Here is a 26,081-nt window from a genome sequence, read left to right on the forward strand (position 1 = left end):
TCAGTCCCTGTCTTTTGAATGGCGTCGCTGGAGATTCCTGATTACTTCCTGCGCCACGGAAGCAGTGGCCGTCGGATCTTGACCCGTGATGATGTTGCCGTCGACGATGAAGAAGTTGTCGCCCCATCTTTTGGAATAGACAAAATTTCCGCCGTTCTTGCTGACTTCCTTATCGATGGAAAATGGAAATGCCTTGTAATATTCGGCTTTCGTGTCTTCGAAAATATCGGGGAATCCGGTAACTTTCTTATTCGCGAAGATGAACGCACCACCTGGATTCTTCAGGTTGACAATGCCGGCCGTGCCGTGGCAGATAGCCGAGACGACGCCACCATTTTCATAGATGGTGCCGGCGATATTCTGGATACTCTTATTTTCTGCAACACCAAACATGGCTGCCCCGCCGCCGCTGTAATAGACGGCCTGGTACTCGCTGGCGTTGATTTGTTCGGGCTTCAGCGTATTCTTCAGCAAGGCCATGAAACTGGCGTCATACAGGTGTTCCTTTTGCGTCGGATTCGACGTATCGACGTAGCCCACTGGAATTGCACCGCCGTCGGGACTGACGAAATCCACGGCATAGCCATTTTTCCTGAAAACGTCGTAGGCAATGACTATTTCCTCGAAATGGTTGGCCGCGCTGATCTTTGTATTGCCATAGGTATGCTGGTTCGACGTGACGAACAAGATCCTGTTTTGCTGCTTGGGCACCGCTTTCCAGGTGTAACTCTTTTGCACGATTTTCCAGGAGTCCGCGTATTTGAGAAGCAGGAAATAATCGGTGTAAAGCCTGAAATTGGGCATTAGTATTTCAACCTTTGCGGTGGCCGCATTGTTCTCGACGTCTATCGATACGATGCGTCCGATGCGCTTCATTTTTTCGCCCGATTTGATTTCCGCGATGTACTGTTCGCCGGAACGTATCAGCAACTCATTGTCTTCCGTTACCGTGTATAACTTGAAATCAGGATGGAACGCCTGTTTCAATTTGGCCGGTTCGCCATTGGCCGTTCCATCCATATAGTCCGTCAAAGTTTTTGTGATCCGATCGCGTTCCGCGTTCGCTGCGGCAGGCGCCGTGGCAGCCATCGTCTGCCCCGTCATGCAAAACAAGAAAAAGATCTGGAGAATGGCGCGCAAAAGAATATATTGATTCATACATTACCTAAAGTTCACTATTACCTATTCGCCGAAGGTAAATACGGTTGTTCGCGCGGCTATCGGATCCGCACTCTGTGCGACGAAGCGACGCTGCCGAATGACACGTTAGCGCGAACGGGGAAGCCCATGGTCGCAAACCACAATTTAGGACTCCGGATCCATAATTCGAGAGGGATTGCAACGATGGGCGTGAGGGGGGGCAAGCGCAAGTTCAGGCAGGCTGCACACGGGGCTGACCGGCGCCAGCGGCCGGTCGCTGCGTGCGACGCGGTATGTCAGGAATCGCTGGTGACGCGATGGCGTTGCGATGGCGCCGGTGCACGGTCGGCGCCATCGCCACAAGATGAGGGCGGCACCGACGCAAAGACGGCTCGGTAGCTGGCAGGCGTTTGCCCCGTAATCTTCTTGAACGCGGAAAAAAATGTGGAATTGGAATTGAAACCGCTGCGCTCGGCAACGAGTTCCATATTGAGGTGGGATGCCGTGATCAACAGGTTTTTTGCATGCTGAATGCGAAACTCGTTGATATAAAGGTTGAAACTTTTATTTAGATTTTCATTGATCGCCTGGGAAACCGTCGTTTGCAGGTTGCCGACTTTCTTCGCCAGCATCGCCAGGTTCAAGGCCGGATTCAAATACAGCTGCTGCTCGCACATTACCTTGTCGAGGGAATTGAGCAATGCGCGGACATCGTCGCCGCTCATTTTTTTATTGTGGTATTTTTCCTTCTTGCCTGCCACGTCCACCGCTTCATTTTTCATGATATACGTCAAGATCGTGATGTGGATAGAAAAAGTAAACGAGAGCGCGCCGATAATATATGACGTGAATGGCGTGCTGACGTAAGCAACGAGTATCAGGAGGCTACTGAAATAAACGCTGAGCAGGAGCACCGTTTGACGGGAAAACCGACCATCGACGCGGCCTAATACGGCGCGCGCCTGCCATAGCTGCCTGCCCGCCAATAGCAAATAAGAAAACCAGTAAGCATGGATGCCGCAAATTGCATAGAACCAGGTGTCCGTATTGCGCGAATACGGGAATAGCAGGGCGATGCCGATTAAGCATAAGGGCAGCAAAAGATGCGAGCGCCAATGCTTGCTGACGGCACTGTCGGTCACGTCGGCCAGATGGCAATGGACATACAGATATGTCAGCGGCCCGATCAGCAGGCACGCCGACAGGCCCAGTTGAATAAACGCGACCGCAAGGTCGGGATTAAAGTAGTAAAACGCCGATTTAACCGTGCGAAAACCGATCGCCAGCAGCAATGCGCCGAGCATGGCATGCGTCAATCGATGGGGGCGGCGGCTGAAGAAGTAAAACGCCAGGAATATGCCATTCACCGAGCCCAGGGCGCTAAAGAGAAATAATAGTTGGCTTGAGATCACTGGTCGGTTGATGACGTTTGACTGCGTTATGGGCCGGGGCCCGTAAAAAATCGAAGGCGGCGCACATCAGCGCATGGTCGCTCATCGCTGAGAACGCTTCCCCGCGATGCCTTCGACTATACGCTGCCCGGCAAGGCAACCCGGCAGCCGTATGTCCCGAATCCCCGCTGCGCGCCGTGAGTGCCCTGTTTGTTCAATGGCCGAAGTCTGTGTTTAATCAAAGACATTCCGCTGCCCCACCTCGAATTCATTTTCATGGCAATAAAACAGGATAAGCGGAGTGCCGTTCGAATAGATCATCGCGTCGTCACGTGATGGAACAAAAATATCCGACCAATTCTCGACTAGGAACACACTGCTGCACAAGAAACATTCGTCTTCTCCAAACACCACTACGATCTGCTGAGTTCCAGGCATACGGGCGCGTAACCATTTTGTTGCGGTGGCCGCATCATTTCCGAATACGAGGCGCTCGATCGAGTCAACGGTGTTAACGTTCAGGCCGAAATGGGTCTTTGAGTCGTGAAAGCATGCTACCTCATAGGCGCGGCGGGCGTCTTCGGCATTCAGCCAGGCGATATCCGCTGAGTGATGCTGTAGTTCCTGAACCCGCCAATGTGTTGTGTTCATCATTTCTCAAAGTTTCATATGCTCATGGCCATGGCGAGCAGCAGCTTGCGGTCGAATCCGGAGCATCCCTTGATCCTGGCGCCAGACAAGGCTGTCATTATGGCCCGACTTTATCTGCGACCAGTATAACCACAATCTGATTCTATTGGCATGATAAAAAAACAGTGTATCCTGCAATTCCAGCGGATATATTTTTTGTCGAGGCAAAGAAAAAGCTGCGGCATTTGTTCCTGCTGGCGGAGTATCTTTGAATTGGCGCAATGGCATGGCAATACTGCGTGATGAATGCTATGCCGCGGGCCAATATGCCCAATTTCCATATGCTGCGCGACGCCGGATAACAGGCCAAGTTACTTTCACACAATGATAGGGAGATCCCCCAAATTGGCGCAAATTGAAGAAAGCATCCACATTGCCGTCCCGCCCACGGTCATCGATCAAATTTGGAGCGAGGTCGACCGCTGGCACTTGTGGGATCCCGATACAAAGCAAGCCCGGCTCAATGGGCCGTTCGCGGTGGGAGCACAGGGCAGGATAGTTCCCAGCAAGGGGATGGGTATTGCGATGCTGGTCACGGAGCGCTCGGCAGGCCGCTCGTTCACCGTCGAGGGCTACATTCCTTGGTTTCGTATCCACTTCGAGCACACGGTTGTTGCGGCAGAGGGCGGATCGCAAGTCGTCCACCGCGTGTGGTTCACTGGAACCCTTGCCTTTCTGTTCGGCCCAGGCGTTGCCAGACAGGTCCGGGACGGGCTTCCCAGGACGATGCGCTCGCTCAAGGCCTATGCCGAGAAGCGCAACGACACTCGCCACAATGCCGAGGAGGGCGGAGCTAACGCGACAACAGCCTGATAGATAGTTTCTCTTCGTCAATTCCTTGCAAACTGCCCCGTCAAATTAACGTGCCGTTCCCGTCATGATGGAATACAATTCCTGCGTGGCAGCCAGCTTGCCTGGCAAGGCCGGGCACGGCGCCTTTGACCTTGGAAAGATGTTGGCTTATGACTCTGCAGTTCCCTCAGCGAACGGCGCCTTGCGCGCCATCCACGCTCCGCATTTCACGCAAGCCCCCCGTTTCCCTGTTCGTCCTGACATTTTCGTGCCTGCTGGTCACGGCGCCCGTCATGGCGGCTGCGCCTGCCAGCAGCAGTGTCATGCTGGAAGAGCTGACCAGCACGGAGTTGCGCAGCCGTATCGACCACGGCGCCACGACCGTGCTGGTGCCGATTGGCGGTGTCGAGCAGAGCGGGCCGTATATCGCGCTGGGCAAGCACAATGTGCGCGCCGGCCTGCTGGCGCGGCAGATTGCGCAAAAGCTGGGCAATACCATCGTCGCGCCCGTCGTTTCCTACGTGCCGGAAGGCGCGGTTTCTCCGCCGGCCGGCCACATGCGCTTTGCCGGCACGATCTCGATTCCGCCTGCCGCCTTCGAGGCCGTGCTGGAAGGGGCGGCAGCCAGCCTGCGCCAGCATGGTTTCCGCGATATCATTTTTCTCGGCGACCATGGCGGCTATCAAAAAAACGAGCAGAACGTGGCGAATAAGCTCAACCGCGCCTGGGGCAAGGCTTCCGCCGGCAAGGATGCGCGCGCTTACGCCTTGCTCGACTACTATGACATCACGCAATCGGCCTATATTGCCGAGTTACAGAAACGCGGCCACAGCAGCGCCGAGATCGGCCTGCACGCGGGCTTGGCGGATGCGGCCTTGATGCTGGCGACGGACCCGTCGCTGGTGCGCAGCGACGCCATGGCCCACGGACCCAAGCCCGGCGTGGCGGACGGCGTGCGCGGTGACGCGACGCGCGCCACGGCTGAGCTGGGCCAGATCGGTGTCAAGCTGCAGGTGGATACCTCGGTGGCTGCCATCAGACAGCTGCTGAAACGTAATAAATAACTTCCGCTGGAAGTGCTGAACTTCCGGCTTTTGCAACGAAACGACGCGAAATCACATGAAAAAATCTCAACGACGCACCATCGTCACCTTGTCCGCCCTGGCTGCCGCACTGGCCGGCCTGGGCGTGGCTAGCCAGGTCACCGGCGCCAGCACAGCGGCTCCAGCCGCCGTCGCGCCGGCCGCCGCCTATTCGCCGCTGCCGGGCATGCCGCCGCTGGTGGATCCGAAAAACGTGTACGGCAGCATCGCCAGCAGCAATATGAGTCCCGTCGTCAAGGATCATTTGCGCCGTGTCTACGTGCCTAACCTGCGCTCGAACGATGTCTACGTGATCGACCAGGAGACCCTGAAAGTGGTCGACAAGTTCAAGGTCGGCAGCGGCCCGCAGCACGTGGTGCCGTCGTGGGACTTGCGCACCCTGTGGGTGGCGAACAATGCCGAGCGCACGGACAAGGGCAGTTTGACGCCTATCGACCCTTTGAGCGGCAAGCCGGGCAAGGAAGTGCCCGTCGATGATCCCTACAATATGTATTACACGCCGGACGGCAAATCGGCCATCGTCGTGGCCGAAGCGCGCCACCGCCTCGATTTCCGCGATCCGAAGACCATGGCGGTGCAGTATTCGATCGACACGCCCCAGTGCGGCGGCATCAACCATGCCGATTTCTCCAATGACGGCCGCTACGCCATGTTTACCTGCGAGTTCGACGGCACCATCGCCAAGATCGACCTGGTGGGCCGCAAGGTCGACGGCTACCTGAAATTGCAGATGCCGGCCAAGCGCTTTGCCGAATCCGGCCCCGTGGGCGGCCCGGCAAATGAAATCTGCAGCGTCAAGAAGGGTATGCCGCAAGACATACGCATCTCGCCGGATGGCAAGAAATTCTATATCGCCGACATGGATGCCGACGGCGTGCACATCGTCGATGGCGCCACCCTGAAGGAAATCGGCTTCATCCAGACGGGCGTGGGCGCGCACGGCTTGTACCCTAGCCGCGATGGCAAGAAATTGTACGTGGCCAACCGCGGCACGCACCGCATCCACGGCAAGCCCAAGGGCAAGGGCAGCGTCAGCGTGATCGATTTCGCCACGGAAAAAGTCGTGTCGAACTGGCCGATACCTGGCGGCGGCAGCCCCGACATGGGCAATGTGTCCGCCGATGGCAAGTACCTGTGGCTGTCCGGCCGTTTCGACGACGTGGTCTACCGTATCGATACGAACAGCGGCGACGTTGCCAAGGTCAAAGTTGGCCAGGAACCGCACGGCTTGACCGTATGGCCGCAGCCGGGCCGCTATTCGCTGGGCCACACGGGCAACCTGCGCTAGGCTGGCGAATGGCGTTTCCTGAGCAGCCGGATTCGCAGTTGTGGTTGCTTAAAAGGCAATGTTGGCGCATACTGTACTTCCATTTCACTATCGCCAGGGAGCGCCATCATGATTCTTGATCACATCGGTTTGAATGTCAGCGATGCACAGGCCAGCAAGGCCTTCTTTTCGGCCGCGCTGGCGCCCCTGGGCGTCGCGGTGGTGATGGAAGAGCAGGGTTGGGTCGGCCTGGGCAAGGATGGCAAGCCCGATTTCTGGTTCGGCGTGGGCGGCACGCCGCATGCCGGCATGCATCTCGCCTTCGCGGCGGACAACCGTGCCCAGGTGGACGCCTTTTACAAGGCCGCGCTGGAAGCCGGCGGCAAGGATAACGGCGCGCCAGGCATCCGCGCCCTGTATCACCCGAATTACTATGGCGCTTTCGTGCTGGGGCCGGACGGTCACAATGTCGAAGCAGTCTGCCACCATCCCGAGCCCTGACACCGTTATTTCCTGAAGAGAGCAGCATGAAGCACAGCGCCACCCTGTTTGCCGACGATGCCGGCCGCTATGCCTACGTCAAGGCGGGTTTTTCCTGGCCGGCCCTGTTCCTGGGCTCGTTCTGGGCCGTCGCCAAGCGACGCTGGTGGCTGCTGCTGCTCATGCTGGCGATGGATGCGTGCCTGTGGTTTGGCAGCCATCTGGCCACCGAACTGCGCATCGGCCCGATGATGCTGCTGATGGCCGTCTCGGAGCTCAGTTACCTGCTGGCGCGCGGCTGGTATGGCAATCGCTGGCTGGAAGCGTCGCTGCGCAGCCATGGCTACAAGCCCGTCGTGCCGGGCGCGGGCGCCGCTTGTTGAGCTTGCCTGGCACAGATTTTCCTTCCCGTCACTGACGTTTGCCAAAGGCAAGCCGTCCAGCCAAAACTTTCTGCGCAGCCTAGCGCACCTTTGATCCAGATCATCCCTCACCAGCGGTGCTCACGTAGCCTTGGGACTCGCGTTGCAAAGCATCTTCCCACCAATCGGATATGTTTTTTCGCGTTTCGTGGCGTAGCCTGGCCGTTTGCCTCACCGTTCGACTGCCGGTGGTGTCGCCATTTGTTTGTGTCCACCCAACCGCTATTTAATGAGGAACTCCATGTATCCATATTCCCGTAGTGTTACCCCTGCCGCCAAAAACCACCTGGAAGCCCAGCTGGCTTTCTTTAATGGACTGTCGAAGTCGCTGTTCCAGTCGGTGCAGCACTTCAGTGACCTGAACATGCAGCTGGCTCAAGGCTTGCTGGAAGAAACCACGGTCACCAGCCAGAACCTGCTGACGGTCGAGCGCGCTGAAGATGTGTTCCAGGTGGCTGCCGCCTCGGGCCAACCTGCCGCCGAGCAGCTGCGCAAGTACCAGCAACAGGTAGCGCGCCTGGCAGCCGATACGCAAGTCGAACTGGCCAACGTGGCAGAGCGGCATGTGAATGAAACGAGCCGTACTGCCAAGGCCCTGGCCGAAGAAGTGGCCCGTACTGCTTCGGAAGAAACGGAGAAAAACGTGCGCAAGCAGCAGGAAGCCATGCAGCGCATCGCCGAACCGTTCCAGGCCTATCATCAGAACGGCGCCAGCCGCGACCAGCAGCGCGGCGCGCAAAGCCGTGACGGTCAAAGCCTGCAAAGCGGCAGCCATCAGGGTAGCCAGCAGTCGGCCGGCAGCGAAAGCTCGGCCAGCGGCAGCGTCTCGCAAGCGGGCTCCGCACAAAGCAAAAGCAGCAGCGCCAGCCGTAAAGAGTAAGCGGGCCGCTGCAGTCAACTGAATCCGCATTCGGGGGCCGAGCCTTGAGGTGCGGCTGGTTGACACGCAGCGTTGCGCGTCGTGGCCAGGCAGAGCGCCCGTCCCTCAGGGGGCGGGCGTTTTGTCGTGGACGCGCGCCGCGGCAGCCTGCGTGGCGGTGCCCTGCGCCATTGCCGGCTGCTGCGGCGTAGCCGGAGGCGTTGGCCTGGTATCTTGCGGCGTACCCCCGTTGTTTGCAGTGTTGTCCGCCGCATTGTCTGTCTTGCTGTTGGCGTCGATAAAGGCGCTCACGGCATCGAGCGTGGGCGCCAGCATGCGCAATGGGCTGGCCAGAGAGGCGACCAGGGTGGTATGGCTGACCTTGTCGAAATACGTTTCCGTCACGGGCCTGGCAAGCGCCCGCAATGCCCTGGCCAGGCCACCCGTGTTGCGTTGCGGATCGACCAGCTTATCCTTGCCGGGCGCCGGTGCGATCAGCAGGGCGGGCGGCGCTTCGGCAGTCACGTGATGGATGGGCTGCGAAGCGGCGGGCGTGTCCGGGTAAAAGAAAACGGGGCGGGTGATGGTGTTTTCTATTGGCAGGAAATCATAGGGGCCGGCCAGGCCGATCCAGCCCCGCAAGTCGTGCGGACGCATGCCGTGGCGCGCCAGCAGGCTGGCGTCAAGCGCTAACATCGCCGCATTGTAGGCGCCGGCGCTATGGCCCATGACGAACAGCCGCGCCGGGTCGCCGCCATGGCGGCTGGACTCCATCGCGGCCCATGCCACGGCGCGGGCCGCATCCTGCAAGATTTCGGGATAGTGCACGTCCGGATACAGCCGGTAGTCGGCGATCACGGCCAGATAGCCGCGCGCCGCGAGCGCGTGACCAACGAAGGCATAGTCGGCGCGCTCGCCCGTTGTCCAGTTGCCGCCGTAAAAGAACACCACCACGGGCACGGGCCCCGTGCGGGTCTTGGGGGCGTAGACATCGAGCTTTTGGCGTGGCAGAGGACCGTAAGCCAGGCCGCGCGTCACTTGCGAGGCGTTGCCGGACGACAAGGCATTGATAGCTATCAAGGGCGAGCAGGCGGCCAGGCCGACAGCCAGCGGGATGGCCCCCAGCAAACCGAGCAGGGTTGTGCGCAGGATCGTCATGCCAGCTCCTGATGGTTAAGGGTGATGCTTGCAGTGTAGGCCAGGCAGGGCTGGGCGCACACGGAGAAGTTGCGGTCTGGCATAGATAAATGTGGCATGCGTCAATCAGTCCTGTAACAGCCATTTGCGCGCCGTGGCGATGACGGCGTCCGACAGGGTGCGCGTGAGCGGGGTCTGGATATCCCAGGCATGCCAGGTCAGGGGCACATCGAGCGCCTGCCCGGCCGCCACGTCGACCAGCCTGCCGGCGGCCAGCGCCGTTTCCGCCTGCAGCAAGGGCACCATGCCATAAGCATAGCCCGCTTCGATGAAGCGCACGAAGTCGCGCGCCGAACCGAGCACATGGTGCGGATAGCGGCCCGTGTAGCCGAGGCGATGCTGCAGGTAGCGTTCGTGCAGTGCATCCTTGCTGCCAAACGTGATGGCCGGCGCCTGGCTGACGGCTTCCACCGTAAAACCATGGGGAAACCATTGCTGCGCGAATGCGGGCGAGGCCACGCACAGGTAGCGCATGCCGCCCAGCGGCGTGGCCGTGGTGCCGGCCACCAGGTCGTTGGCGCTGGTGACGCAGGCAAACACGCGCCCCTCGCGCAGCTGGCTCAAGGTGTGGTCCTGATCGTCGAGGCGGATATCGAGCAGGCAGGACGGCGGCGACAGCAGCGGTCCCAGCGCTTCCGGTATCCAGGTGGCGGCGCTGTCGGCGTTGACGGCGATGGCCAGCTCCGGCAATTGCGTGGTGGGGCCGGGCTGGGCGTCGAGCGCCGCTTCGAGCAGCTTGACTTGCCGGTAATGGGCGATCAGGCGTTGGCCCGCTTCCGTGGGCAGGGGCGGGTGGCTGCGGATGATCAATAAAGTGCCTTCCAGATTTTCCAGGGTGCGGATGCGCTGCGACACGGCCGGCTGGCTGATCGCCAGCGCCTGCGCGGCCTTTTCAAAGCTGCCCAGGCCGATCACGGCGTCGAGGGCGGCCAATCCACGGTAATCGACGACGCGCATAAGTTTCTCTTATATATGGTTAGAATCATTCATTATACTTATATTTACTTTTTCTTTACACTGTTGAAATAGGGTAACAACTCCACTCTCCCGCGCGGTCCTGCTGGTACCGCTACACCCTCCACCTACCTTTGATGACTTTGCCGTTGCCGGCAGAGCGTGGGCGGCCGTGCGCGTGATGGAAAGCAATAAAGGAATCGATATGGACAGCGCAATCTTCTTGAAAGGCATGGGGCTCGGAGCGAGCCTTATCGTGGCCATCGGCACGCAAAACGCTTTCTTGCTCAAGCAGGGCTTGAAGCGCCATTATGTGCTCACCTGCATCCTGGTCTGCCTGGTGTGCGACGCCATCCTGATCACGGCCGGCGTGGCCGGCATGGGCACGTTCATTGCCGACAATCCCAATTTCCTGCTGTGGGCCAAGGCCGGCGGCGCCACCTTCCTGATCGCGTATGGCTTGCGCGCCGCCAAGTCGGCCTGGCGCCCAACGGCCCTGACGGTGTCGGCTGCCAAGTCGCCCGAAGGCTACTGGGCCGTGATCGGCGCGGCACTGGCGTTCAGCCTGCTGAACCCGCACGCCTTCCTCGATACGGTCATCCTGCTCGGCTCGATCGGCGGCCAGCATGAAGGCGTGGGACGTTTCTACTTCGCCGGCGGCGCCATCATGGCTTCGGCCCTGTGGTTCTTCCTGCTGGGCTTTGGCGCCCGCTACCTGGCGCCCGTGTTTGCCAAGCCCATGGCCTGGCGCGTGCTCGACGGCATCATCGCCCTCGTCATGTGGGCCATCGCCGCCTCGCTGTTCCTGTAAAGCATCAACGCGTCAGGAAGGCCAGCACGCGGCTGGCCAGCTTGCCATACGGTGGCCACAGCAGTTTCAGCACACTGTAGCGGGCCTGGTAAAACACGGGCCGCAGCTTGCTGAAGGTGTGGAAACCTTCCACGCCATGGTAGTGGCCCATGCCCGACTCGCCCACGCCGCCGAAGGGCAGATCGTGCTGGCCCACGTGGAAGAGGGCGTCGTTGACGGACACGCCGCCCGACATCACGCGGTCGATCAGCAACTGCACCGTGTCTGCCTGCTTGCTGAACGGATAGATGGCCAGCGGGCGTGGCCCCGCGTTGATGCTGTCGATCACGGTGTCAAGGTTCGCATAGCCGCGCAGCGGCAGGATGGGACCGAAGATTTCCCGCGTCAGCAACAGGCAATCGTCGGGCGCGTCGAGCACGATGTGCGGCGCGATCTTGCGCGTGGCGCGGTCGTGGCTTGGGCCCGGCAACAGCGAAATCACTTGCGCGCCCCGTTCCCGCGCCTCGTCGAGCGCCAGCAGCAGGCGCTCAAAGGCGGCCTCGTCGATGATGGAGGTGTAGTCGGGCGTGTCCAGCCGCGGGTAGCGCGTGGGCACGATGGCGCGCGCATGCGCGACGAAGGCGGCGATGCTGGCTTCGGGCAGCCAGGCGTGGTCGACGCTGGTGCAGATTTGCCCCGCGTTCAGGTACTTGACGAACAGGATGCGCTCGGCTGCCGTGCGCACGTCGAAATCGGCGCAGACGATGGCCGGCGCCTTGCCGCCCAGCTCCAGGGTGACGGGGCATAGATTGCGCGCGGCCGCCGCCATGACGGCGCGGCCCGTCTGGCCGGAACCCGTAAACAATAAGTGGTCGAACGGCAATTGTGAAAATTCCATACCCACGCCGCCCGTCTCGTCAAAAAACTGCAGCTTTTCCGGTGGAAAATAGGCGGGCATGGTGTCGATCAGCAGCCGCGCCAGGTGGCGCGAGTTTTCGCTCATCTTGACCATGGCGCGGTTGCCGGCGGCGAAAATGTAGGTCAAGGGCACCAGGCTTAGGTTCACGGGAAAATTCCACGGCACGATCACGCCCACCACGCCCAGCGGCTGGGGCATCACGCGGTTGCGGGCGCCAGGAAAGCTGCGCCAGTCCACACCGCGGCGCTGCGGCCGCATCCATTTTTTCAAGTGTTTTAATACATGGGCTATGCCATCGATGGCGGGGAAAATCTCCGCCAGCAAGGTTTCGTGCCGGGAACGGTTGCCATAATCGGCGCTGATCGCTTCGCATAGCGCATCTTTATGCTCGCGGATAAAGCGCTGCAGAGTCTGCAGGTCGCGTTGGCGCTCGGCCAGGGTCGGCACGGGGTGGGCCAGGCAGGCGGCGCGCTGCAAGCGCAGGGCGGCAGTCAGTTCGGTGCTCAATTCCATGTTTTCTGCGACATCAGGCATTGTTTTCCTTGGCCGGCCCGGCAATGTGCGCGCCGTTCCAGCACACTATAGTGGACTCTGCGGATAAGCGCCGCCAGCGTGCCGACGGCGTTGTACGATACACCGTAAAATGTCCATCAACTTGACACTACGCTTTCCAGGAATGCCATGACCTCGACCCCGCCAGACTCCCTGCACATCGTGTGCCCCCATTGCGACGCCGTCAATCGCCTGCCGGCAGCGCGCCTGATTGAACAGCCCACGTGCGGCAAGTGCCAGAAGGATTTATTTACTGGCCAGCCCGTGGACCTGGCCAGTGCCCGTTTCCTCAAGCATATCGAACGCAGCGACATTCCCGTGCTGGTCGACTTCTGGGCGCCGTGGTGCGGTCCCTGCCGCAGCATGGCGCCATTCTATGTGCAAGCCGCCAAGACACTGGAGCCCGCGTTCCGCGTCGTCAAGGTGAATACGGAAGCGTCGCCGGACCTGGGCAGCCGTTTCAATATCCGCAGCATTCCCACCCTGGCCCTGTTTATGCGCGGCGTGGAAGTGGCGCGCCAGCCCGGTGCCATCGATGCGAATGCCATCATCGCCTGGTCGCGGGACAAAGCCCGTTTTTGAGCCGGCCGGAAACCATCGAGGTTTTCCATTTGACAATTCATATGGCGCCATATTATATTGCGCCATATGATAAAACTCGAACAAAAATATACGGCCCTGCTGGGTGACGTGCAGCGCCGTGCCAGCGGTCTCGACATGACGCGCTCCATCGGTCAGTTGCGCCTGTGCTTTGAAGTGCTGGGCCTGGCCTCCGCCATCGATGGCGATTGCGCCGCGCGCCTGGGCCGGCATGGTTTGTCGGAAGGCAAGTTTGTCTTGCTGGCACTGCTGCGCGACGTGTCCGGCGGACTGTCGCCGCACGAACTGGCCGAGCGAGCCGGCGTGACGCGCGGCACCATCACGGGCTTGCTCGACGGCCTGGAGCGCGATGGGTTCCTGGCGCGCCACGCGGACCAGATCGACCGGCGCAAGCTGCTGGTGCGCCTGAGCGCCAAGGGAGAAATGGCCGCAGCCACCCTAGTCGATGAGCACGCGCAATGGATCGCCAGCCTGTTTGCGGATTTCACGTCGGAAGAAATGCAGTTGTTGAGCGCGCTGCTGGAAAAAGCCTGGCGCAAGACGGACCGAGGTGCCGCATGAGCCGTGGCGTCGCCGACATCGCTCCCGCGCGCCTGGCGCTGCTGAACGGGGGAAGCGTGGCCAACGCCACCCTGACGGAAGGGCTGGCCATCGATTTCGCCCAGCTGCTGGTAGCGGCCGTGCCCGCTATCGGCGCGGCCCGGCTGGAGCAGATGCGCGCGCAGGCCGCAGCCGGCATCACCAAGCGCATGGCGCTGGCGGCACAATTGCTGCTCGACGCACAAGTTGACTTGGCGCCATTGCAAGCGCATGTTTCCGACACGGTACGAGGCTGGGTTTGCTTTGCCATCGCCGCCCAGGCTGGCTGGACCTTGCCGCAACAGCTGGCCGCGATGCGGCCGTTGGCCGACGATGGCCATTTTGGCGTGCGCGAATGGGCCTGGCTCGCCCTGCGGCCCCATCTGGCGGCGCATCTTGACGACGCCATTCGCTTGCTGGCGCCGTGGACGTCGGACCCGTCGGAAAGAGTCCGACGTTTCGCCTGCGAAGCGCTGCGCCCGCGCGGCGTCTGGTGCGCGCATATCGCCCAGCTAAAAGAACAGCCACAGCTGGCCTTGCCCGTGTTGCACGCCTTGCGCGCCGACCCTGCCGTCTACGTGCAGGATTCCGTGGCCAACTGGCTCAACGATGCGGCCAAGAGCCGGCCTGACTGGGTACGCAGCCTGTGTGCGCAATGGCTGCTGGAAAGTGCCAATGCCGCCACGCAACGCATCTGCAAGCGCGCCCAGCGCTCGCTGGCCTGACGATGGATCACTGAAGGAGAAAACATGCATTACCTGTTAGAACTGTACAGTCCGAAACCGGCCTGGCTGGCCCTCGATGGCGCCGCGCGCCAGGCGTATTTCGATACGGTGGGCGGCGGCATGGCGGCCTTGTCCGGCACGGGCGCCGAAGCGCTGGCCATGGGCGCCATCGATGGTGGCAAGCTGCATGCGGCTGCCCAGCAATTCTATGCCGTCTGGCGCTTCCCGGACGAGGCGGCACTGAACGCCTTGCTGGCCGGCATCGCCGCTACGGGCTGGCATGATTATTTCGATACCATCAATGCGGCCGGCCCGGCCGTGGATTTTCCTGGCCACCTGGCGCAGCTGGCCGGCGTAAGTAATCCTCAGGAAATTATTGTGAAATTATGACGAACAGAACCGGATGCTATGCAAGGCGCCCGCTGCGACGCAGTGCGAGCACTGCTAGCAGCGGGCAACGCCGCAGAGCGCCGGTTATGGAAGTCAGAAATCACAATAATTTATTGGGGGTTACTTAGCCGTACGGCGTTTTCCTTGCCGCTGCGGTAAAGTTGGCATTTTCATCCGATCACCGACGTTGATGCCGACCAAACTGCTCCCCATCCTGATGCTTGCCCTGGCGCCCATGCTGGCGTCGGCCATCCCTGCCACCCCGCAAGCCCTCGTCGTCGCCGCCCGCAAGCAGGTGGGCGTGACCGTACAGTACGACCCGCGCTACGAACGGCTTGCCTATCCGGGCGGCGACGTGCCGATAGAGCGGGGCGTGTGCACGGACGTGGTCGTGCGCGCCTACCGCCAACTGGGGCAGGATTTGCAGGTGCTGGTGCACGAAGACATGCGCAAGGCGTGGCAGGTGTACCAGCAGCAGGGACGCTGGCAAATGAAGGGGCCGGACCGCAATATCGACCACCGCCGCGTGCCGAACCTGGGCACATACTTTGCCCGCCACGGCACCAGCCTGTCGCCAAGCAAGGAAGCGAACGCTTACCGCGCGGGCGACATCGTCACCTGGCGCCTGCCGCGCAACCTCACGCACATCGGCATCGTCAGCGACAAGCAGTCATGGAGCGGCGTGCCGCTCATCATCCACAACATCGGCGAGGGTGCGCGCGAGGAAAATATTTTGTTCAGCTATCCCATCACGGGACATTATCGCTGGCAGCCCCGTTGACGGCCAGCGGTGCTATTTCCTGCAGGATCGCCAGCACGTGGGTCAGCGCCGTGTCGATATCGAGCTTGTCGATGGCGCCATAGCCGAGGAACAGGCCTTCGTGACGCGCCACGCCATGGTAAAAGCCCGATAGCGCATACAGGCTGATGTCGGCCAGGCGCGCACGGCGCAGCAATTCGGCGATGTCGAGCGGCGCCTGGGCCAGGGCCGCCACGTGGAAGCCGGCGCTGGCCGGCACGAGGCGGAACCACGGCGCCAACGGACCGTTGAACCAGTGTTGCAGCCGCTCGCGGCGGCCCGCATAAATGTCGTGGCAGCGGCGTATGTGGCGCAGCAAATGGCCGTCGCTGATGAACTTGGCCAGCGCATGCTGGCCGAGGCTGGCCGTATGGCAATCGCTCAGGTATTTCACCGTTTCCACGGCGGCCACGATGGCTTGCGGCAGCACTGCATAGCCGAGCCGCAATTCCGGCAGCATGATCTTGGAAAAGCTGCCCACATGGGCCACGACGCCATAGCGGTCCATGCTTTGCAGGGAATCCTCGGGCCGGCCTTCGTAGCGGAAGGCGCTGTCGTAGTCGTCCTCGATGATGATGGCACCCAGTTGCTGGGCCCGCTCCAGCAAGGCGTGTCGGCGCGCCATGCTCATCGGCATGCCCAGCGGAAATTGATGCGCGGGCGTGACATAGATCAAGCGCGTACCGTCGGGAATCTGCCCGACGACGAGGCCATCCTCGTCCACTTCGATGCCCACCACGCGGGCGCCCTGGCTGGCGAACACGGCGCGCGCCACAGGGTAGCCGGGTTCTTCCACGGCAACCGTGTCACCGGGCTCCAGCAAGGTCAGCGCCAGCAGGTGCAAGGCTTGCTGCGCGCCGCTGGTGACGAGCACTTGTTCCTCGGTGCAATGGATACCGCGGCTGAAGGCGGCATGGCCGGCGATCGCCGCGCGCAAGGACGGCAATCCTGCGACAGGAGCATAGCGGCCGCGCGCCTGTCCACCCTGGCGCAGCGCGTGCAGCATGCAGGCGCGCCATTCATCCTGCGGGAAGTGCGCGGGCGTGGCGCGTCCGCCGATGAAGGCATAGCGCGCGGGCTCTTCCTGGCTGGCACGGCGCAAGGGCGTGGGTGTCGCTTCCCAGCGGGCGATGCGCTGCGCGCTGGCCAGCGGCGTGCTGGCGTGGCGGCGCTGCGGCGAGGCGTGCGGCGTCTGCACGAAGCTGCCCACGCCCACTTTGCCGACCAGCAGCTTTTCATAACCGAGCTTGTCATACACGTCGGAGACCGTCTTGCGCGACAGCCCCAGCTGGCTGGCCAGCAGGCGCGAGGGCGGCAATTGCTGGCCGTCCGTCAGCCGGCCCGAGCGGATGGCTTCGCTGAGCTGGCGGTACAGCTGGCCGCCCAGGTCGCGCGTGCCGTCGATCAGGATATGTAATACCATGGTGTGTCTGCTGGTGGTCTGCTGTTTTTCGGGGGGATTGGCCTGCCGCGCGTACTGCTTGCGCTTCTACAATAGTGCATCTTTACTCTATCAAGGAATGCATCATGACACAGCAACGACTCGACTTCACGCAAGCTTCGCCGGACGCCGTCAAGGCCATGTACGCGCTGGAAGCGGCGATCGCCAAGCTGGGCGTGGAACACTCGCTGCTCGAGCTGATCCGCCTGCGCGCCTCGCAAATCAACGGCTGCGCTTTTTGCGTGGACATGCACACGAGCGACGCGCGCAAAGCCGGTGAAACGGAACGCCGCCTGTATGCCGTGTCCGTCTGGCGCGAAACGCCGTTCTTCACGCCGCGCGAGCGGGCCGTTCTGGCCTGGACGGAAGCGTTGACGCTGCTGCCGCAAAACCACGCCTCGGACGACGATTACGCGGCGCTGGCGGCCGAACTGACGCCGGCGGAAATGGTCAATGTGACCCTGGCCATCGGCTCCATCAACACCTGGAACCGCCTGGCCGTGGGTTTCCGCAAGATGCCCGAATAAATCCTGTGTTCGTTCGCGAACAGACGCCTGGCTGGTCCCTGGGTAGGCTGGCAAGATGATTGATCAGCCAGGGAGCAGCCATGCAGGTACATATCGGGGAGGGTGTCGAGAAGACGCCGGGGCAGCAGGAAGAAGCGCAGGAAGAGGCGCGCCGCGCCTTCATCGCCGAACTGTGGCGGCGCTTTGAAACCCTGCAGGAATGGGCCGTGAGCCACTGGCCCGATCAGCAACATCCGCTGAGTTCCGCCGACTTCGTCGAATCGCGCAAGGAGATTTTGAGTTTGCGTTCGCCGGCCGGGCCGTTGAACCGGCCGTCGCAGAACAATGAAGCGGAACCGGAGCAGGGTGGCGCGCAGTATGTTGATGTCACCCCTGCGCCGTGGCCATAATCTTGGCCGTAGGTCGGATTAGCGCTCGCGCTTAATCCGACGTCCGTCGCCAACAATGTTGTCGGATTACGGTCCTTTGGACCTAATCCGACCTACGCTTCAGCCTTGCCCTGCGCAAACACCCAGCAAACCAAACTCACCAGCAATCCCGCCATCACGCCATACGCCAGATTCAGGGCGCTGTCGAACAGCAGCGGCGCCACCAGGCCCGAGACCAGCGCGAACAGCAGCATCTGGATGAACGACTGCATCGACGATGCCAGGCCGCTGTTGTTGGGGAAGTGGTTCAGGGCCATCAGGGTCATCGGCGGCATGGCGATCGACAGGGCGAACGAGTAGAAGAACAGCGGCAGCACGGCCCACGGCACTTCGGCGGCGAAGACATAGTTATAGCCGATGTTGGCTGCAGCCGCCACCAGCATCAGGATAAAGCCGGCCCAGATCATCTGGCGCTGGCTGTAGCGGTGGGCGATCTTCGCCGACAGGGCCGAACCGAACACCATGCCGCTAATTAATGGAATGAACAGCCAGGCGAACGCCGTTTCCGGCAGGTGCAGGATGTTGATGATGAAGTAGGCGGCCGAACCGATGTACAAGGCGAAGCCGCCAAAGGCGGCGCCGATGGCCGTCGACAGCAGCAGGAACTGGCGGTGGCACAGCACTTTCCAGTAATTGACGGCGATATCGCCCAGGTGGAAGGCGTGGCGCTGCTCCTTCGGCAAGCTTTCCGGCAGCGCGCGCCAGACGACGACGAACATCAGCACGCCAAACGCCGTCAGGAACCAGAAGATCCAGCGCCAGCCCAGGCCCACTTGCAGCCAGCCGCCCAGCACGGGGGCGATGGCCGGCGCCAGCGCGAACACCATCATGATGTGCGAGAGGATTTTTTGCGCGGCGGCGCCCGAATAGCGGTCTTGCACGATGGCGCGCCCGATCACGGAACCGGCGCCCGCCGAAAGTCCCTGCAGCACGCGCCAGGCCAGCAGCCAGCCCAGCGACGGCGCCAGCGCGGCGCCCACGGAGGCGATCACATACAGCACCAGCGAGACGAGAATCACGGGACGACGGCCGAACGAGTCGGACAGGGTGCCGTAAAACAGCATCATGAAGGCGAACGTGAACAGGAAAAAGCTCAGGGTTTGCTGTACCAGCAGGGGGCTGGCATTGAAATCTTGCACGATGGCGGGGAACGACGGCAGATAGGTGTCAATTGCAAGCGGTCCGACCATCGCCAGGCCCGCCAAAATCCATGTTAATAATTTAGTCATGTTGAAGAGTGTTTTTGTTAGCCCGTCATTTTACGCTAGTGGACGCAATCGGGTTTTGCGCCGGCCTTGTTTGTCATCCATATGCGTTTTTCGCATATGGAATCTTGAAATTCTTCGTTTGCATCGCTTGTCGCCACCGCTATGCTTGGGCGACCCGGCTTGTTTGCCATTTTCTGGAAGTGATACGCCATGCACAGTATTTATCCCGCGGCGCCCGCCGACGACACGGCCCAGTGGAATCTGGGGCCCGTGATCCAGGCCTTGCGCAGCTCGCGCGAAGACAAGCACAAGATCCGCCATAACGGCAGGGTGCGCGAACTGCCGTCGCGCGAAGCCCTCACTACCATCGTCAACGGCCTGTCGGCGGCCCTGTTCCCCACGCATTACGGGCGGCCCAACCTGACGGACGAAAGCATCGATTATTTTGTCGGCGACACCCTCAACACCACCCTGAACCGCCTGAGCGAACAGGTGCGGCGCGGCCTGCTGTTCTCAGTGCCGGCCGGCGATGAGGGGGATGCCGCCAGCGACGACGCGGCCCTGGCGCAGCAGGCGCGCGACATCACGCGCGCATTCGCCGCCAGCCTGCCCGATATCCGCGCCCTGCTGGTGTCGGACGTGCAGGCCGCGTATGCGGGCGACCCGGCCGCCACCTCGGTGGCCGAGATCATGCTGTGCTACCCGGGCACCATCGCCATCCTGTACCACCGCCTCGCGCACCGCCTGCACGCGCTCGGCGCACCGTTCCTGGCGCGCCTGATCGCCGACATCGCGCATACCCTGACGGGCATCGACATCCACCCGGGCGCGCACATCGGCGCCTCCTTCTTCATCGACCACGGCACGGGCGTGGTGATCGGCGAGACGGCCATCATCGGCCAGCGCGTGCGCCTGTACCAGGCCGTCACCCTGGGCGCCAAGCGTTTTCCCGCGGATGCTTCCGGCGCGCTGATCAAGGGCACGCCGCGCCACCCCATCGTCGAGGACGACGTGGTCATATACGCGGGCGCGACCGTGCTGGGGCGCATCACCATCGGCGCGGGATCGACTATCGGGGGGAATGTGTGGCTGACGCAGAGCGTGCCGCCAGAAAGCAATGTATCGCAGGCGCAGATGCGCAATGATTAGGTGCGGTGGAGGTGGAGCAAGCCCCTGACAGATGCCGGGGTCGTACCCTGAGGGTACGACCCCAGTCTTTGCCTTTGGGGGAAGGCAGCAGTTTTACTTCACCGTCAGCGCTTCATAGCGCGCCACGGGCACGCCATCCTTCAGCAGCAGCAATTCCTGGTCGGCGTAGCGGTAGCCATTGACTTCGCCCAGGGTGGTCAGGAGCAGGCGTTCCAGGTCCATGTCCTGCGGCTGGCACATCATCATGGTGCCGGCCATCTGTCCAAAGTTCAGGGTGCTGACGCCATCGCTGGTGTAGCCGCCCATCATCTGGTTGCAGCCGCTGTTGCCGCTGGCGCGGCCTTCAGCCAGCAGCAGGGTCACTTCGCGCTGCTCGGGCGTCTTGCGCACCACTTGCTTGCCCTTCAATTCCTTCAGCTTCCACTGCGTGCCCGTCAGCTTCGGTGCCGGCTTGGCGGGCGAGGTGGCGCCCGGCGCGGCGGCGGCAGCGTCGCTGCGCACCGGCGTTTGCGCGCAGCCGGCAGTGATGGCGACGATGGCGGCGAAGGGAATCAGTCTGGCGAGTTTGAACATGGTATTTCCTGGTTAACGTAATAGGGGATAGCCGCCAGCGTAGCAGATCGGCGCCACGCCAGCGTGCACGGTTGACAAGCTCGCTGGCAAGCTCATTCCTGTTTTTCCTGTTCCAGCCGGGACTCGAGCACGGTGCGCGCCGCCGCCACGTAGGCGCGGCAGGCCTGCGGGTCGATGAACGCCTCGCTGCCGGCCGTGGCGCTCGCTTCCAGCCGCTCCCACAGCTGCGACGCCTCCGGGTGGGCGGAAATGAGCACGTCGCAAGGCAGTTTTTCCAGAGTCTCGAAGCTGCGGTGCAAGTCCGCCACCGCGTTCGGATACTCGCTGCTGGCGCTGAACTTGAAGCCGGGACGCGAGACGGCGTTGAGGCTGTCTGCGTAGACCATGTTCAGGCAGCGGGGGCCGTCGCACGATTGCCACGTCCAGCTCAAGCCTCCGGGCGTGTGGCCCGGCGTGGCGTGCGCCGTCAGGTTGACGGGGCCGACGTTGAACCGGCCGCCGTCGCGCGCCAGGCGCATGTCCTTGACGGGCGGGTACTTGGGCAGCGCGTGGTATTGCGGGTCATCCGGCCCCACTTCGCCCGACGCCAGGTCCAGCGCGGCCGACGGGCTGGCGGCCACCAGCGCATTGCTGCGCCGCTGCAGTTCGGCCAGGCCGCCCGCATGGTCGATATGGCCGTGCGAATTGAGGATCAGCTTGACGTCCTCGATGCGAAAACCCAGCGTGCCGATATTGGCGATGATCTTGGGCGCCGATTCCGGCAAGCCGCCGTCGATCAGCACGTGGCCCTGCGGCGACGTCACCAGCACGGAACTGAGGCCTTTGACGCCCACATAATAGGTATTGCCGAAGATGCGGAACGGCGCCTGGTCCGCATTCCAGGTGGCGCAGACATCGCAGCCAGGCGTGGCCGCTGTGGCGGGAACCTGCGCCAATGCCAGGGAGCCATGGCCTGCCAGCAGCGCCAGTGCCAGCGCGCGTATAAGAGTGGGGGGCATTGCGATCCTTATCCGTGGTGCCAGGGTGGCATATGCTGACATGGAACGGGGCGCGACGCAAATGGTCACAAGGATGCGGGCGGTGCACCGGCGGCATCAAGGTACACCAGTTCTATCAGGGTATCGTCCGCATAGCGGGTGTCGCCCAAGGGGGCCAGGAAGGACGTGCCGCCATTTTTCACCTGCAGCGCGACGCGGCGCCCGCCATCGAGCAGGGTGGCGCTGGCGATGGCCGGATCGCTGTACGTGCTCATCTTGAGTTCAATGGCGGAGCACCAGTCGGTGGTGCGCAGCTTGGTGGCGACCAGGGTGCGTAGCAAGAAGGGCGTCTCTTTCTTGGCAATGGCGATGCCGACCTGGCACTGCAGGCGCAGGTCGCCCAGGCGGCGCATGCCGGGCGGTACGTCGTCGCTGCGGACGATGGCCTGCCAGCGGAACCGGTCTTTTTTCTGGTTGGTGACCAGGTCCGCGTCGTCGCTGTCGGCTTGCGCGCTGCGGGGCAGCACAAAGCTGCCATCTGCAGACAGGGGCACGCTGATCGCCGTCTCGTTGCCGACGATGCGCAAGGTTGCGTCCCGCAGGGCATCGGTCGCGACGCCGGGGCCGGGAATCAGCTGGAAGCGCACTTCGCGTGCCCTGGGCGCCAGTGCATGGTGATCGTCAAAGGCATCGAGGCCCGCGGCCATCACGCGGTAGGACTTGAGTTCCGGGTTGCGGATGCTGCTGACGTGGACGGACTGGCTGGTGTCGGCCGCTGCGTCGGCAGGTGTGTCAGCCTGCGTATCCGCGTGAGCTGCGATGTGGCTGAGGGCAAGGATGGCGAGAACGGGAAGGAAAGGAAGATGCACGTAGCCGCCTGTTTGTTTTCAAGATGGCAAACTAACATGAATGCCCAGGCTTGTCACTGGCGGTGCTGTGCAAGCCTCAGATTGCGCGCGGCGGGCTGGTGCGGGTCACAACTCAGTTCACTCTGATGTGATGACGTCTAAATAATGACTTGAAGAACTGTTCAACCATGATCGATGACTCAGGGGATTGCAGTTCAATCCCTCCAAATCGATAAACTTCATACCCTGCCAATTTGAGCTCTCGGTCTCCTGCCGCCAATCGAGCATATCGGCGCGTGTCAGCTCGGTAGGTATCATCGGCATAGTGTTGAATCCCGTCAACTTCAATTACTACCCTGGCGCCGCCAGGGAGAAGCAGAAGGAAGTCCATACGATGGTTGAGTAGTGCGTGCACACCACGCTGCGCCACTGTCTTGGGATCCCAGTGCAACCAGACTTCTGGTAATAGTGCTGGCAAATCCGGGATATCCTTGCCGAATGAGCTGTAGAACGATGTGAATAGTAAGCGCTGGGGTGGTGAAGATTCTGGCAAGCAAGATAATAGTCGTTTGTATAACGTCTTTTTCGCAGTTTGCGGGTCCTTTTCCATCGATATCTCGGCCCACCATTGTTGTAAGTCTTTCCAGCGTAAACCTTCCACGCCTATTGGTCTGTCATAGAAGAGGCAGTCGTTTTCATTTGACACAATTTCGATGTCGTTGTTTACAGCGTCTCGGAAACGAATGTCTGGTTTAACGGAGGATGCGAAGATAAGGTTTTTCGGCCGAGCGTGTGCTGTATGCAGGGCAATCAGGCTGAAGATCGGGTAGCCTTCGTGTTCGTCAGTGTGACGCATCTCTACGCCACATGCGTGAAGAGGTACATTCATCGCCGTTACGATGGACATCTGGTGCTCGATGTCTATTTGGACGTCTGCTGAAGTGAGGCCTTGGAGAAAGACACTAAATCGATTATCAGAAAGATCAAACGCCGTCAGGTAGTCGAATAGCCATTCGACGTTGGCATCTTCCTCATTGCGGACAAAATGTCGAAAAATTTCTCCGAGTATTCCAGTGGGCTCGCCAGTTAAAGATGCCCAGCTTACTGTCTCATAGATGATAAACACATCTTTGAGTAGTTGGGCAAAGTTCTCCCAATGGTGAAAGAGCACGAGTGATTGCAGTGCGCGCGCGATGTCCCGACGGTGTCGTTTCGGTATAACAGCAGTTGGCGTATCGCTCCAAAGGATGTCTTGGACGTCATTACGCACTTGAGGACTCAAGTGCCGCCGGTCGATCAATCCTTGCGCAAAGCGGGGGACATCTACATCTTCCAAAGCATCGAAAGCAGCGTGCCAGCGGTCTCGCTTACTGCCTACGTCGTCTGGAACTGGCAGCCCAAACTCAATGCAGCGTTCCGATATAAACGTGTTGGTACACTGATCTTTGAAGTCGCCAACGATAGGACGAAGCAGGTCGCGTAGAGCAGGAATATCCATTTGGTCGCGTTGGTCAGAGGACTGGCCAATTCTACTCTACGACAGACAGATGTAGTTGAGTTGCCGAGCTACGCGGGTAGAAGTAACCCTTAAGCGTAGGCCTTTCGTGTAGTGTGTGAGTGCGACTGGCCAGTCACCGGAGACCCGTGTCGGAGCTAACGGCCGTCTTCAGCTCATATCATCAAGTGTCCGGAATTGGCGAAACCCTAGGACGAGCATTATCTTATCTATTCCGCACGGCGGCCTCAAACGCTAGCAGCGGGGATGCCTTTTTAGCATTGGTACAGGCTTGGTGAGGCCGGGCAAAGCGGCGAGGGTGGCGCCGCTGGCGGCCAGTTGCAAGATGGTTCTGCGTTTCATGGTGTCCTTGAATGGGGAATCTGATGCGTCAGGCCGCTGCCAAGGCGGCGTTGGCGGGGGCGATGCTGACCTGCCGGCCCGCGTGATCGGCGGGCAGGCGCGGGCCCTGGCCGAAGACCTTGTGGCGCAAGCTGCCTTCCTCGTATTGCGTGCGGTAGCGGCCGCGCCGCTGCAGTTCCGGCACGATGTGTTCCACCACGTCGGCCATGCTGTCGTTGGCCACGGCGAAGGCGAGGTTGAAGCCGTCGATGCCCGTCTCGTCGAGCCAGTTTTCCAGCTGGTCGGCCACCTGGCGCGCATCGCCCACCAGCACCGGGCCGCGTCCGCCCAGGCCGATGTATTCGGCCGCTTCACGTACCGTCCACGTGCGACTCGGGTCGGCCTGGCTGAACGAGGCCAGCGCTGAGCGGCCGGCCGGGGAATCGATGTAGTCGATGGTGGCGTCGAGCGGGTAGCGGCTGAAATCGACGCCCGTCCAGCCGGACAGCAGCACGAGGGCTGCCTCGATATTCACGTGGCGCAGGTAGTCGGCATGCTTGGCGCGCGCTTCTTCCTCTGTGGCGCCCGTGATGACCAGCGCCTGCGCGTAGATCAGCAGCGCGTCGCCATCGCGGCCGGCCTGCCGCACGGCGGCGCGCAGGTCGTCGGCGTAGCGTTTCACCACCGTCTTGCTGGGGCCACTGACAAAGGTGGCTTCCGCATGGCGCGCCGCGAAGCGCGTGCCGCGCGGCGAGGTACCCGCCTGGTACAGCAGGGGCGTGCGCTGCGGCGACGGCTCGCACAAATGGATGCCGGGCACCTGGTAGTGGCGCCCGGCATGGTTGATCGGATGGACTCTGGCCGGATCGGCATAGATGCCGCGTGCCTTGTCGTTGACGACGGCGTCGTCGTCCCAGCTTTTTTCCCACAGCTTGTAGACGACGTCGAGGTATTCGTCGGCCAGGTCGTAGCGCTCGTCGTGGCCCAGTTGCTGGTTCAGGCCCAGGTTGCGTGCCGCGCTATCGAGATAGCCGGTGACGATATTCCAGCCGATGCGCCCGCCAGTCAGGTGGTCCAGCGTGGACATGCGCCGCGCGAACGTGTAGGGATGTTCATAGGTGAGGGCGCAGGTGACGCCGAAACCCAGGTGCGTGGTCGCCTGCGCCATGATGGGCACGAGGGCCAGCGGGTCGTTCAGCGGCACCTGCACGCCGTGCTCCAGGGCCGCATCGAGGCTGCCCCGGTACACGTCATACACGCCCAGCACGTCGGCCAGGAACACCGCGTCGAACAGGCCCGCTTCCAGCAGCCGCGCCAGTTCCGTCCAATGCTGCGGATCGGTATAGCGGTGGCTGCGGTCGCGCGCATGCGTCCACAGGCCCGGCGACTGGTGGCCGACGGTATTCATCTGGAAGGCGTTGAAGCGTATCGTCTTTGCCATGGC

The 26,081-nt window shown here is 61.6% G+C and carries 28 protein-coding genes; 15 read left to right on the forward strand and 13 right to left on the reverse strand.

What is annotated here, in order from left to right; genetic code table 11:
* The 3 genes from CSQ91_RS02675 to CSQ91_RS02685 all read right to left on the reverse strand — a co-directional run bounded on the left by CSQ91_RS02675 (nucleotide 1) and on the right by CSQ91_RS02685 (nucleotide 3,185).
* Nucleotides 1-1,158, reverse strand: a complete 1,158-nt coding sequence (locus CSQ91_RS02675) for a nuclear transport factor 2 family protein (RefSeq protein WP_143450931.1) — start codon at nucleotides 1,156-1,158, stop codon at nucleotides 1-3.
* Between the two features lie 278 nt (nucleotides 1,159-1,436).
* Complete coding sequence (locus CSQ91_RS02680; RefSeq protein WP_143450932.1) at nucleotides 1,437-2,552, reverse strand: helix-turn-helix domain-containing protein; 1,116 nt, start codon at nucleotides 2,550-2,552, stop codon at nucleotides 1,437-1,439.
* A gap of 213 nt (nucleotides 2,553-2,765) precedes the next feature.
* A complete protein-coding gene (locus CSQ91_RS02685; protein ID WP_099387308.1) occupies nucleotides 2,766-3,185 on the reverse strand; it encodes a hypothetical protein in 420 nt (139 codons plus the stop codon).
* A 381-nt stretch (nucleotides 3,186-3,566) separates the two neighbouring features.
* Between CSQ91_RS02685 and CSQ91_RS02690 the strand changes: the two genes are divergently transcribed.
* From CSQ91_RS02690 to CSQ91_RS02715, 6 genes are all read left to right on the forward strand, one after another.
* Entirely contained in the window at nucleotides 3,567-4,034 is a 468-nt protein-coding gene (locus tag CSQ91_RS02690; protein WP_257217197.1) for an SRPBCC family protein, read from the forward strand.
* A gap of 272 nt (nucleotides 4,035-4,306) precedes the next feature.
* Nucleotides 4,307-5,077 (forward strand): creatininase family protein, encoded by a 771-nt coding sequence (locus CSQ91_RS02695; RefSeq protein ID WP_099387310.1) that lies wholly within the window; start codon nucleotides 4,307-4,309, stop codon nucleotides 5,075-5,077.
* Between the two features lie 55 nt (nucleotides 5,078-5,132).
* Nucleotides 5,133-6,404: a YVTN family beta-propeller repeat protein gene (locus CSQ91_RS02700; RefSeq protein WP_034785711.1), complete on the forward strand. Its 1,272-nt coding sequence runs from the start codon at nucleotides 5,133-5,135 to the stop codon at nucleotides 6,402-6,404.
* Between the two features lie 108 nt (nucleotides 6,405-6,512).
* Entirely contained in the window at nucleotides 6,513-6,884 is a 372-nt protein-coding gene (locus tag CSQ91_RS02705) for a VOC family protein (RefSeq protein ID WP_170846428.1), read from the forward strand.
* Between the two features lie 26 nt (nucleotides 6,885-6,910).
* On the forward strand, nucleotides 6,911-7,246 hold the full coding sequence (locus CSQ91_RS02710; protein ID WP_052140423.1) for a hypothetical protein: 336 nt from the start codon (nucleotides 6,911-6,913) through the stop codon (nucleotides 7,244-7,246).
* A 280-nt stretch (nucleotides 7,247-7,526) separates the two neighbouring features.
* The gene (locus CSQ91_RS02715; protein ID WP_034785710.1) at nucleotides 7,527-8,165 is read left to right on the forward strand and encodes a phasin family protein; all 639 of its coding nucleotides are present in this window, start codon (nucleotides 7,527-7,529) and stop codon (nucleotides 8,163-8,165) included.
* A 105-nt stretch (nucleotides 8,166-8,270) separates the two neighbouring features.
* Here CSQ91_RS02715 and CSQ91_RS02720 read toward each other — a convergent pair whose 3' ends face one another.
* Both CSQ91_RS02720 and CSQ91_RS02725 read right to left on the reverse strand, forming a co-directional pair.
* Complete coding sequence (locus CSQ91_RS02720) at nucleotides 8,271-9,302, reverse strand: alpha/beta hydrolase (RefSeq protein ID WP_099387311.1); 1,032 nt, start codon at nucleotides 9,300-9,302, stop codon at nucleotides 8,271-8,273.
* A 105-nt stretch (nucleotides 9,303-9,407) separates the two neighbouring features.
* Nucleotides 9,408-10,298 (reverse strand): LysR family transcriptional regulator ArgP, encoded by an 891-nt coding sequence (locus tag CSQ91_RS02725; RefSeq protein ID WP_099379669.1) that lies wholly within the window; start codon nucleotides 10,296-10,298, stop codon nucleotides 9,408-9,410.
* Between the two features lie 202 nt (nucleotides 10,299-10,500).
* Between CSQ91_RS02725 and CSQ91_RS02730 the strand changes: the two genes are divergently transcribed.
* Nucleotides 10,501-11,106, forward strand: a complete 606-nt coding sequence (locus CSQ91_RS02730) for a LysE/ArgO family amino acid transporter (RefSeq protein WP_034785705.1) — start codon at nucleotides 10,501-10,503, stop codon at nucleotides 11,104-11,106.
* A gap of 4 nt (nucleotides 11,107-11,110) precedes the next feature.
* Here CSQ91_RS02730 and CSQ91_RS02735 read toward each other — a convergent pair whose 3' ends face one another.
* Nucleotides 11,111-12,538, reverse strand: coding sequence for a coniferyl aldehyde dehydrogenase (locus tag CSQ91_RS02735; protein WP_099387312.1), 1,428 nt, complete (start codon nucleotides 12,536-12,538; stop codon nucleotides 11,111-11,113).
* A gap of 147 nt (nucleotides 12,539-12,685) precedes the next feature.
* On the opposite strand from CSQ91_RS02735, the gene trxC reads away from it, so the two are divergent.
* The 5 genes from trxC (at nucleotide 12,686) to CSQ91_RS02760 (ending at nucleotide 15,631) form a co-directional block, all read left to right on the forward strand.
* Complete coding sequence (gene trxC, locus CSQ91_RS02740; RefSeq protein WP_099387313.1) at nucleotides 12,686-13,138, forward strand: thioredoxin TrxC; 453 nt, start codon at nucleotides 12,686-12,688, stop codon at nucleotides 13,136-13,138.
* Between the two features lie 69 nt (nucleotides 13,139-13,207).
* Nucleotides 13,208-13,717, forward strand: a complete 510-nt coding sequence (locus CSQ91_RS02745; protein ID WP_373630471.1) for a MarR family winged helix-turn-helix transcriptional regulator — start codon at nucleotides 13,208-13,210, stop codon at nucleotides 13,715-13,717.
* The gene (locus CSQ91_RS02750; protein WP_099387315.1) at nucleotides 13,714-14,460 is read left to right on the forward strand and encodes a DNA alkylation repair protein; all 747 of its coding nucleotides are present in this window, start codon (nucleotides 13,714-13,716) and stop codon (nucleotides 14,458-14,460) included. Before CSQ91_RS02745 ends, CSQ91_RS02750 begins: the two co-directional genes overlap by 4 nt.
* A 24-nt stretch (nucleotides 14,461-14,484) precedes the next feature.
* The gene (locus tag CSQ91_RS02755; RefSeq protein WP_099387316.1) at nucleotides 14,485-14,850 is read left to right on the forward strand and encodes a DUF6616 family protein; all 366 of its coding nucleotides are present in this window, start codon (nucleotides 14,485-14,487) and stop codon (nucleotides 14,848-14,850) included.
* Between the two features lie 190 nt (nucleotides 14,851-15,040).
* Complete coding sequence (locus tag CSQ91_RS02760; RefSeq protein ID WP_099387317.1) at nucleotides 15,041-15,631, forward strand: DUF1287 domain-containing protein; 591 nt, start codon at nucleotides 15,041-15,043, stop codon at nucleotides 15,629-15,631.
* Here the strand turns inward: CSQ91_RS02760 and pdxR are convergent.
* Nucleotides 15,600-17,072, reverse strand: coding sequence for a MocR-like pyridoxine biosynthesis transcription factor PdxR (gene pdxR / locus CSQ91_RS02765; protein WP_099387318.1), 1,473 nt, complete (start codon nucleotides 17,070-17,072; stop codon nucleotides 15,600-15,602). The genes CSQ91_RS02760 and pdxR overlap by 32 nt on opposite strands.
* A 104-nt stretch (nucleotides 17,073-17,176) precedes the next feature.
* Between pdxR and CSQ91_RS02770 the strand changes: the two genes are divergently transcribed.
* Nucleotides 17,177-17,617 (forward strand): carboxymuconolactone decarboxylase family protein, encoded by a 441-nt coding sequence (locus CSQ91_RS02770; RefSeq protein ID WP_034785695.1) that lies wholly within the window; start codon nucleotides 17,177-17,179, stop codon nucleotides 17,615-17,617.
* Between the two features lie 80 nt (nucleotides 17,618-17,697).
* The gene (locus tag CSQ91_RS02775; protein WP_099387319.1) at nucleotides 17,698-18,006 is read left to right on the forward strand and encodes a hypothetical protein; all 309 of its coding nucleotides are present in this window, start codon (nucleotides 17,698-17,700) and stop codon (nucleotides 18,004-18,006) included.
* Between the two features lie 92 nt (nucleotides 18,007-18,098).
* Here CSQ91_RS02775 and CSQ91_RS02780 read toward each other — a convergent pair whose 3' ends face one another.
* Nucleotides 18,099-19,274 (reverse strand): multidrug effflux MFS transporter, encoded by a 1,176-nt coding sequence (locus CSQ91_RS02780; protein WP_099387320.1) that lies wholly within the window; start codon nucleotides 19,272-19,274, stop codon nucleotides 18,099-18,101.
* Nucleotides 19,275-19,463: 189 nt separating this feature from the next.
* Here CSQ91_RS02780 and epsC point away from each other — a divergent pair, with 189 nt between their 5' ends.
* On the forward strand, nucleotides 19,464-20,402 hold the full coding sequence (epsC, locus tag CSQ91_RS02785) for a serine O-acetyltransferase EpsC (RefSeq protein ID WP_092610475.1): 939 nt from the start codon (nucleotides 19,464-19,466) through the stop codon (nucleotides 20,400-20,402).
* Between the two features lie 93 nt (nucleotides 20,403-20,495).
* Here epsC and CSQ91_RS02790 read toward each other — a convergent pair whose 3' ends face one another.
* The 5 genes from CSQ91_RS02790 to CSQ91_RS02810 form a co-directional block, all read right to left on the reverse strand.
* Entirely contained in the window at nucleotides 20,496-20,975 is a 480-nt protein-coding gene (locus tag CSQ91_RS02790) for an META domain-containing protein (protein WP_099387321.1), read from the reverse strand.
* Between the two features lie 92 nt (nucleotides 20,976-21,067).
* On the reverse strand, nucleotides 21,068-21,973 hold the full coding sequence (gene bla / locus CSQ91_RS02795) for a subclass B3 metallo-beta-lactamase (RefSeq protein ID WP_099387322.1): 906 nt from the start codon (nucleotides 21,971-21,973) through the stop codon (nucleotides 21,068-21,070).
* 65 nt (nucleotides 21,974-22,038) lie between these two features.
* Nucleotides 22,039-22,821: a hypothetical protein gene (locus tag CSQ91_RS02800; protein WP_099387323.1), complete on the reverse strand. Its 783-nt coding sequence runs from the start codon at nucleotides 22,819-22,821 to the stop codon at nucleotides 22,039-22,041.
* Nucleotides 22,822-22,933: 112 nt separating this feature from the next.
* Nucleotides 22,934-24,298 (reverse strand): hypothetical protein, encoded by a 1,365-nt coding sequence (locus tag CSQ91_RS02805; RefSeq protein WP_099387324.1) that lies wholly within the window; start codon nucleotides 24,296-24,298, stop codon nucleotides 22,934-22,936.
* Nucleotides 24,299-24,686: 388 nt separating this feature from the next.
* Nucleotides 24,687-26,078: an LLM class flavin-dependent oxidoreductase gene (locus CSQ91_RS02810; RefSeq protein ID WP_034785688.1), complete on the reverse strand. Its 1,392-nt coding sequence runs from the start codon at nucleotides 26,076-26,078 to the stop codon at nucleotides 24,687-24,689.
* Nucleotides 26,079-26,081 lie beyond the last annotated feature (3 nt).

Origin of the sequence: Janthinobacterium sp. BJB301, assembly GCF_002735685.1 — a bacterium.
GTDB classification, from domain to species: domain Bacteria; phylum Pseudomonadota; class Gammaproteobacteria; order Burkholderiales; family Burkholderiaceae_D; genus Janthinobacterium; species Janthinobacterium lividum.